Annotated in this window: 7 protein-coding genes; 6 read left to right on the top strand and 1 reads right to left on the bottom strand. The window is 37.5% G+C overall.

The window, feature by feature from the left end; translation table 11 throughout:
- From P0N36_RS13780 to P0N36_RS13755, 6 genes are all read left to right on the top strand, one after another.
- Positions 1 to 200: helix-turn-helix domain-containing protein (locus P0N36_RS13780; protein WP_275843437.1), on the top strand; the 200-nt coding region annotated here is incomplete at its 5' end.
- Between the two features lie 12 nt (positions 201 to 212).
- Entirely contained in the window at positions 213 to 1259 is a 1047-nt protein-coding gene (locus tag P0N36_RS13775) for a substrate-binding domain-containing protein (RefSeq protein WP_275843436.1), read from the top strand.
- 160 nt (positions 1260 to 1419) lie between these two features.
- Positions 1420 to 2580: a sugar ABC transporter substrate-binding protein gene (locus tag P0N36_RS13770; RefSeq protein WP_275843435.1), complete on the top strand. Its 1161-nt coding sequence runs from the start codon at positions 1420 to 1422 to the stop codon at positions 2578 to 2580.
- Between the two features lie 207 nt (positions 2581 to 2787).
- Positions 2788 to 4305 (top strand): sugar ABC transporter ATP-binding protein, encoded by a 1518-nt coding sequence (locus tag P0N36_RS13765; protein ID WP_275843434.1) that lies wholly within the window; start codon positions 2788 to 2790, stop codon positions 4303 to 4305.
- A 12-nt stretch (positions 4306 to 4317) separates the two neighbouring features.
- The gene (locus P0N36_RS13760) at positions 4318 to 5496 is read left to right on the top strand and encodes a sugar ABC transporter permease (RefSeq protein ID WP_275843433.1); all 1179 of its coding nucleotides are present in this window, start codon (positions 4318 to 4320) and stop codon (positions 5494 to 5496) included.
- Positions 5497 to 5513: 17 nt separating this feature from the next.
- The gene (locus P0N36_RS13755) at positions 5514 to 7202 is read left to right on the top strand and encodes a methyl-accepting chemotaxis protein (RefSeq protein WP_275843432.1); all 1689 of its coding nucleotides are present in this window, start codon (positions 5514 to 5516) and stop codon (positions 7200 to 7202) included.
- Between the two features lie 123 nt (positions 7203 to 7325).
- On the opposite strand, the gene P0N36_RS13750 is transcribed toward P0N36_RS13755, so the two are convergent.
- The gene (locus P0N36_RS13750; RefSeq protein ID WP_275843431.1) at positions 7326 to 8678 is read right to left on the bottom strand and encodes an MATE family efflux transporter; all 1353 of its coding nucleotides are present in this window, start codon (positions 8676 to 8678) and stop codon (positions 7326 to 7328) included.
- Positions 8679 to 8774: the final 96 nt, after the last annotated feature.

Raw genomic sequence — 8774 nt, 5'->3', positions numbered from 1 at the left:
GTAAAATATTTAAAGAAGAAATCGGCCTAAGTTTTGTTGAATATGTTAGAGAAAAGCGAATGGATATTGCAAAAGAACTGTTAAAAACCAAAAATTATTCAGTTAAGGAGATCTGCTATAAAATTGGCTATAATGATCCAAACTATTTTAGTCGTTTGTTTAAGAAACTGGTAGGTGTATCACCAACAGATTTTAAATAAAGGTGGGGTGTTATGAAGTTGAATGAAAAGAGATCTAAACTACTGCTGGTCACATTTATTTCATTGGGGTTGATCATAAGTGCTATCTGGTTGATTATTCTCGTGATTGAAAAAATCGACAAAGGTAATAACAAGATTGTTATTGGTTATTGTGCGGATAATCTTGTAATTGAAAGATGGCAACGGGATCAAGAAATATTTAGGACAAAAGCAATAGAGTTAGGCGCAGAAGTCATTGTTTACAACGCCAATGAAAATAATGAGACACAAAATCGACAAATTCGTATGCTTATAGATCAGAAAGTGGATGTCATAGTCGTGGTGCCTTATGAAAAAGATGGTATAACAGAAGCAATAAACGAAGCTAGGAAGGCGGGTATCAAAGTCATTGCTTATGACCGATTGATAACCGGCGTCACCATTGATGCCTACATATCCTTTGATAATGTTAAGGTGGGGGCTCTTCAAACGGCCTCACTTATTGAACAAGCACCAGAGGGCAACTATGTCATCATTAACGGTTCACCAGAGGATAACAATTCCTATATGTTTAATGATGGCTATATGTCCATCCTGGAGGATTACATAAGATATGGAGAGATTGATATCATAGAGGAAATATGGGCAGAAGATTGGCGAGAGGAGCCAGCTTATGATTTAATATCCAGTCTAATTGAAGAAGGAAAGCAAATTGATGCCATTATTGGTGCCAACGATCGATTAGCAGAAGCGGCGATACGAGCGCTTGCAGAAGCAGGTCAAGCAGGAACAGTCTTTGTTGCAGGCCATGATGCAGATATTTCAGCATGCCAAAGAATTGTAGAAGGTACTCAACATGTGACCATCTATAAGCCTATTAAAAAGTTGGCAGAAGCAGCAGCAATTCTAGCCATAGATCTAGCCAAGGGGCAAGAACTTAATAAAGATGAGACCATCAATAATGGTGTTGCGGACATTCCTTATATAAAACTCGATGTTATGACGGTGACCAAAGAAACGATGATGGAGACGGTTGTTGCCGATGGTTTTCATAGAAAAGAAGACATCTATAGAGAATAGCATTATATGAATCATAAAATAGTACAGAAGAAAAGCTTAATTGTAAACAGAATGTTAAATTTGTCATGATTTTGTCGCATTCTAGCCATGGTGATTATGGACGTATTTAAATATAATGATAACTGTAACTGCAACTCATATATTTAAATGGAGGATAATTATGAAAAAACTAGTATCATTGTTATTAATTGCAACATTTGTTATGAGCTTATTGGCTTTATCAGGATGTGGGAAAACTGAGGAAGCACCTACAACACCAGACACAACTACAGAAACACCAGAAGTAGAACCAGCAGCACCATCAGCAGATGGCACAGTTGATATCGGTATCGTTCTTCCAACTAAAGAAGAACCACGTTGGGTACAAGACGAAGCTAGATTCTTAGCGGCACTTGACAGCACAGATTATAGTGTTGAGATTTTATTTAGCCAAGGTGATTCAGGACGCGAAATGCAAAACGTTCAAACCCTTATTGCAAAAGGTATCAAAGTACTCATTATAACACCACAAGACGGTGATGCAGCAGCAGCAGCGGTTCAAGCAGCAAAAGCTGAAGGCATAACAGTTATTTCTTATGACAGACTTGTAACTAATACAGATGCAGTTGATTATTATATCACATTCAACTCTATTTCAGTTGGTGCAGCTCAAGGTCAATTCCTTGTTGACAATCTAGCGGGCGGAACAGGCGAAAACTTATACCTATACGCTGGTGCAGCAACAGACAACAATGCATTCTTATTCTTTGAAGGTGCATGGAATGTCCTTCAACCTAAGATCGCAGATGGTTCATTCGTTGTTCAGAACTCATCAAAAGCTGTAGAATACATGAACAAAACAGAATTAACACGTGAAGAAATGGGTCAAATCATTGAACAAATCACAACAGATTGGAAACCAGAAGTAGCTAAGTCAAAAGCAGAGTCACATATAACAGCGGCACCTCCATCAGGCAAAACTTTCATCTTAGCACCAAACGATGGAACAGCTCGTGCAATTTACGATCAATTTGCTAGAGAAGATGGATTAGAAATATTTGTTACAGGACAAGACGCTGAAACAGCTTCTATCCAATATGTAATTGATGGAAAACAAAGCATGACAGTACTTAAAGACGTTAGAGACCTTGTACAAGGTGCTATTTCAACAGCAACAGAAGTTCTTGAAGGTGCAACCATCGTAACAAATGGTGAATATGATAATGGCGCAGTTGTAGTTCCTGCAAAAGACATTCAAGTTATCACAGTAACTACGGATAATGTTAAAGAAACCATCATTGATTCAGGATACTATGAGGCATCTGAATTTACCGGTCTATAAAAAATATTCATAAATCATTGAACAATATGACTCAAAAATGAATTTAGTAATAGTGATAGACCCACATGGGTTTATCACTATTCTATTGAAAAAGACACATAACAGATTTTGATTGACTGGTCGTCACACGACCAAATTGACTGGTCGTAACACGACCAAATTGGTAGGTTGCCAAGCAATTCATGTAAGAATGATAGGAGCTCTATTATGGCAAATATATTAGAAATGCGTAATATTACAAAAGAATTTCCTGGTGTAAAAGCTTTGGACCAGGTTAATTTCGAAGTTGAAGAAGGCGAAATCCATTGTCTTGTAGGTGAAAATGGTGCCGGTAAGTCGACTTTGATGAAAGTTTTAAGTGGTGTGTATCCTTATGGTACTTATTCGGGGGATATTGTCCTTAATAATGAAGTTCAGAACTTTTCACGTATAAGTGATAGTGAAAAAAAAGGTGTCGCAATCATCTATCAAGAATTGGCATTGATTCCAGATTTGTCCGTTTATGAAAATATTTTTTTAGGACATGAAATCCATAAAAAGGGTATAATAAATTGGCATGATACAAAAGCGGAAGCAGCCAAAATGTTAAAAAAAGTCAAACTTGAAATCCATCCGGCATCAAAGATTATCGATCTTGGTGTGGGTGTACAACAGCTTATTGAGATTGCAAAAGCCTTAAGTAAAGAGGTTAAATTATTGATATTGGATGAGCCGACAGCCGCATTGAATGAAAGTGATAGCGAAAATCTACTGGAGTTACTAAAAGATCTTAAGAAACAAGGCGTAACTTCTATCATGATTTCACATAAATTAAAGGAAGTTATTGCCATAGCCGATACTGTAACAGTTCTAAGAGATGGTAAGACAATCTGTTCTCTAAAAGCAAGTCAGGGAGAAGTTAATGAAAAAGAAATTATTAAGTATATGGTTGGTCGTGAAATCAATGATATATTCCCTAAAAGACTGGAAAAGAATTTTGGAGATGTACAGTTAGAGGTAAAGAACTGGTCAGCTTTTGATCGGAAACTAGGAAGGCATGTTGTTAAAGATGCCAATTTCAATGTTAGAAAAGGTGAGATTGTTGGTATAGCCGGGCTTATGGGTGCAGGTAGAACGGAATTTGCCCTTAGTGTTTTTGGCAATTCAAAATCTTATGATATATCAGGAGAAGTATTGGTTGACAATCAAAGAGTTAGCCTGAAGAAACCGAAAGATGCAATCGATAAAGGATTGGCTTATGTTTCAGAAGATAGAAAAGGTAATGGCTTAATCCTAATACAAGATATTAAACAAAATATTACCGTTGCCAACCTTAGTAAATTATCTAATTATATGGTCATTGATAAGAACGAAGAAATAGAAATAGCAGAAAAGTATAGAGAATCAATGAACATAAAAACCCCTTCCATTGAGCAAAAAGTAATGAACCTTAGTGGTGGTAATCAACAAAAAGTGGCATTATCCAAATGGCTATTTGTAGAGCCTAATGTACTTATACTAGATGAACCGACAAGAGGTATTGATGTAGGTGCAAAGTATGAAATATATACCATCATGAACGAACTTGTAGCTAAAGGATTAAGTATTATAATGATATCATCCGAGTTGCCGGAAGTGCTTGGTATGAGCGATCGTGTTTATGTCATGGCTGAAGGACGTTTAACAGGGGAATTACCAATTGAAGAAGCAACCCAAGAAAAAATAATGGAAATGGCGACTGTATAGGAGGCTAATAAAATGTTTAATGATTTAACAAAAGCGATTAAAGAAAACATACGTGATTATGGTATGTACATAGCATTAGGTTTTATAATGATTATCTTTACCAACTTAACCAATGGTTTGTTTATGACACCTCGTGTTATATCGGACTTAATTGATATGACCGGTTATATTGCAGTTTTATCTGTAGGTGTTACTCTAGTTATTGTTATCCGACACATTGACCTATCTATTGGTTATATTGCCGGATTTTTAGGCGCCGTAGCAGCCATGTTAACCTCAATTGTTGAGATGCCAGTATTCTTAATGATACCCCTTATTCTTGTCATGGGTACATTGATCGGCGCATTTTGGACAGGAACCTTGGTAGCCGGTTTTAAAGTCCCTGCCTTTGTTGCTACACTTGCAGCCATGACCATTTTCAGAGGTTTGCTAATTAGAGTTACCAATAGTGCAACAATTTTTACGGCAAATGACCAGTTCAATGCCATTGGAAATGGTTATATACCTGATATTGCTAATGTTCCGGGTTTACATATATTAACATTAATTATTGGAGGTTTGGTCGTTGCTCTTTTTGTATTTTTGGAAGTGAAGAACAGAATTAAACAGATTTCATATCGACTACACGTATCAACATTACCGATATTTATTATGAAATTAGTATTTGTTTCTTCTATCATCATGTTCTTTTTATGGAAGATTGCAAGCTTTAAGGGTTTGTCATGGACAGCGGTTATTGTAGCTGTTGTCGTAGCAATCTATGCTTTCGTAACTAATAATACCACGCTTGGCCGACATATATATGCAGTGGGTGGTAATCCGGAAGCAGCGGAATTATCCGGTGTAAGTGTTAAGAGGATCACATATATCGTATTTGGATCCATGGGTATGTTGGCGGGATTATCTGGTATTCTATTTACAGCCAGGTTGCAATCAGCTACACCAACAGCTGGTATGGGTTTTGAGTTAGATGCCATTGCGGGTGCATTTGTAGGTGGTACTTCTGCATCAGGAGGTATTGGTAAAGTGACCGGTTCGATTATTGGTGCACTCGTTATGGCATCATTAACAAAAGGTATGGACTTAATGAATGTAGGGGTTTCATATCAATATATCATTCGTGGACTGGTATTGGTAGCGGCGGTCGTGTTTGACGTTTACACAAGGAATATGCACGCGAAACAGGCGTAGAAGATAGGGTGAGTCATTTGCAGAAACAAAAAGTAAAGAAGATTAGGAAGATGAGTCATAACAATAGAATGTTTAACATCCGAGTGTTGGTACCTCTTCTGTTTTCCCTTGTAATCATTATGATTATAGGTATCGGCATATTGTACAACAACTCGACAAATTCAATCAAGAAAAGCTATAGCATATCTAACAATATTGCAGATATAAGAGATTATCTTATGCAAGCGACCCAAGACGGTGATAATTTTCTTGATAATGATGACGAAGAGTACATTAATACAGTCAAAGGTCATATATTTGCGATTTTTGACTTAGTAGAAGAAACACGCAGTCAAACAGATTCTCAGCTCATGCTAGGTTATTTAGATGCAATTCAAGTGGATATTGAGGATTACTTGAGTAAGTTCAACTATTTTGTGACCATATTAGAATATCAAGATGAAACCACGAATTTTAGTGATAGTATCCTACCAATTGCAGAGAGTGTCAAGGCTAATGTGGATTTGGCAAGAGAACATACTAGGATTGAGCTAGAGAATACTCTAGATGAGAGTACGAAGTTATCTTTATTGGCGATCATACTCATTGTTGCTATTTCAGCAATATTTACATTGGGACTTTCTATGACCATTAATAAATCTATGAAGGAGTTACTAACCAAGCTGGGAAAAATTACGCAAACAGGTGATTTATCTACAAGAATTGAGCTCAAGAGTAAAAATGAATTTCAGGAAATCGGTCACTCTATTAATACTTTTATTGAGAGCTTAAGTGAAGTTGTACAAGCGGTGAATGATTCTTCTAAGGAAGTCTTTGAACATTCCAATACAATCGAGGAACAGTTACATTCATTAGATTCAGACATACTGAATATGACGGATACATTAATGCAATTGTCTTCAGGTACACAACAAACCAGTGCTTCATCTCAAGAGATTAATGCACACATAGAAGAAATCGTATCCACGATGCACATTATTACTGAAGATATCAAAGAAGGTACCAGGCTTGCTCAAGCCAGTGACCAGCGTGCGTCAGAACTGGGCATACAGGTAACCAATAAAATTCAAAGAGCACAAGAAGTTTATGAAAATACAAAAGGACAAATTTATCGTTCACTTGAAAAATCTAAAGAGGTGGAAAAGATAGGTATGTTAACCCAAGCTATATTGGGTATCAGTGAACAGACCAATTTATTAAGCCTTAATGCGGCTATTGAGGCGGCAAGAGCAGGTGAAGCGGGTAAAGGTTTTGCTGTTGTAGCAGCCGAGATTAGGAAGTTGGCGGAGACTTCCAGTAAAAGCGCTAGTCAAATTCAACAAGTGTCTGATGCCATAGTAGGAACGGTGCATGAAATGTCATTGGATATTGAGAAGATTATGGCATTCTTTGAAGAAGATGTTATGAAGGATTATCGAGACATGTATGAGGTAAGTGAACAATATAGTACAGATGCTGTGCAGTTTAAGTCTAAGCTTGAGCATATTTTTAGTGCATTCAACAATGTGGACGGTGCAACCCACGAATTGTCCAACAGCATGGATGAGATCGCAGCGGCTATTACACAGAGTTCCAATGGGTTAGCGGATATGTCTATGAAGTCTGTAAGCATTAATGAAGAGTCTAGAGTCATAAGAGTTTCAAAAGAATTGTCTAATGATTCGATTGATGCACTAAGAGAAAAAATGTCTGTTTTTAAATGTTAGATATAGAGTAGTTGGTTAAGGATGAGAGAGGGTAAAATAGAAGTTCCGGTATTTAGAAGACATTTCTAAAATGCCGGAACTTTTGCATTGAAGGGATTGGGTAAAAAGGGCTCCTGAAGACCCTTAAGCTAAAGGAATGGCTTTATTTGCTATGCGTCTGAAGAAGAAGAAAGCAATAGCAACGGCACTCCAATTAATAATGACGATACCCCACCATACGCCGTATATGCCAAGACCAAAATAGGTGCCTAGAAGATGAAATAGGAAGAAAGGCATGAGAATCTGTCGATAGAGCCCGATGTAAACTGCAAAATTGGGTTTTTTAATACCTTGTAAGACGGAAATGATGGCATTTAGTATAACATAAGTCGGTAGGGCCAAGGCCTCGATGCGTAAGTAGGTTGTTCCGGACGAAATAACAAGCGGGTCATCGTTAAATACACCAATGGCATAAGGCGCAAAAATGAAAACAAGAAGTGCACCGATAACCATAATGGCAACACCAATCCAGATGGATTTACTTAAGACTTCATAGATACGTGTGATTTTTTTGGCACCATAGTTTTGTCCGGCAATAGTTAGAGTGGCAACATTAAGCCCAAGTGCAGGGAGCAAAGCCAATTGCTCGACTCGGACTGCAGCTCCAAAAGCAGCTATTGTGGTGGCATTGTCATAATATAGAATAAAATAATTGATGACAAAAACACCAATAGCAATGGTTGCCATATTAAGACTGGCAGGCATACCTTGCTTAAAAAGGTTGATAATGGTGGATGCCGATAAGCGTTCAGCTATGAAAGTTTTATAGTTGAAAAGTGGACTTTTTAAGACTCTGTAAGTGAGATAAACAGTACCCATCAATTGTACCACTACTGTAGCAAGGGCAATACCAACCACACCCATTTTGGGGATCCCAAACCAACCAAATATGAAAAGTGGGTCCAAAATGAGATTCATAAAAAATCCGAAAATCAAGAAATTGCGATAGCTCTTTGTATCACCTTGAGCATTGAGTATACCGTTTAGAATAAAACTAAGTATAAAAAAGCCGGCACCAAAGAATATGGTCTGTGTATAAGAAATACCTAATACCATAGATGGACCGGAGGCTCCGGTTAGGGCAAACAAATAGGGCGTAAGCATAAAGCCTATTAGTCCAAGAGCCAAGCTGACAAAGATACCTGTAAGAAGGGCGTTATAAGCAAGCTTGTGAAACTCACCTAGGGAATTTTCTCCTAAAGCAATAGAGGATAGAGCAGTGGTACCACTGCCTATACCGGAACTTAAGGCGATGATGATAAAAAATATGGGAAAAGATAAAGTCAACCCAGCCAGTGCATCCGTGCTGAGCATGCCGGCGTAGTAGGTATCTACAACATTGTACAAAGTATTAAAGAGCAAACCGATACTGGAAGGAATCGCGATGCGTTTAATATGCGCCATAATGGGACCACGGGTCAAATCTGTTTCGGACATAAAACCACCTACCAATCAGTGATAACTATTATCAATTAAGTATATCATAATATAGGTGCGAACGTCACTATATATTTCTAGAGTACAAGAAATAAT

This window comes from Petrocella sp. FN5 (genome assembly GCF_029210395.1).
Classification (GTDB): Bacteria; Bacillota; Clostridia; order Lachnospirales; family Vallitaleaceae; genus Petrocella.
This window is presented reverse-complemented; position numbering and strand designations above follow the sequence as displayed.

Coding starts and splice junctions, on each gene's coding strand:
- P0N36_RS13775 (WP_275843436.1), top strand. CDS start 213: ATGAAGTTGAATGAAAAGAGATCTAAACTACTGCTGGTCACATTTATT.
- P0N36_RS13770 (WP_275843435.1), top strand. CDS start 1,420: ATGAAAAAACTAGTATCATTGTTATTAATTGCAACATTTGTTATGAGC.
- P0N36_RS13765 (WP_275843434.1), top strand. CDS start 2,788: ATGGCAAATATATTAGAAATGCGTAATATTACAAAAGAATTTCCTGGT.
- P0N36_RS13760 (WP_275843433.1), top strand. CDS start 4,318: ATGTTTAATGATTTAACAAAAGCGATTAAAGAAAACATACGTGATTAT.
- P0N36_RS13750 (WP_275843431.1), bottom strand. CDS start 8,678: ATGTCCGAAACAGATTTGACCCGTGGTCCCATTATGGCGCATATTAAA.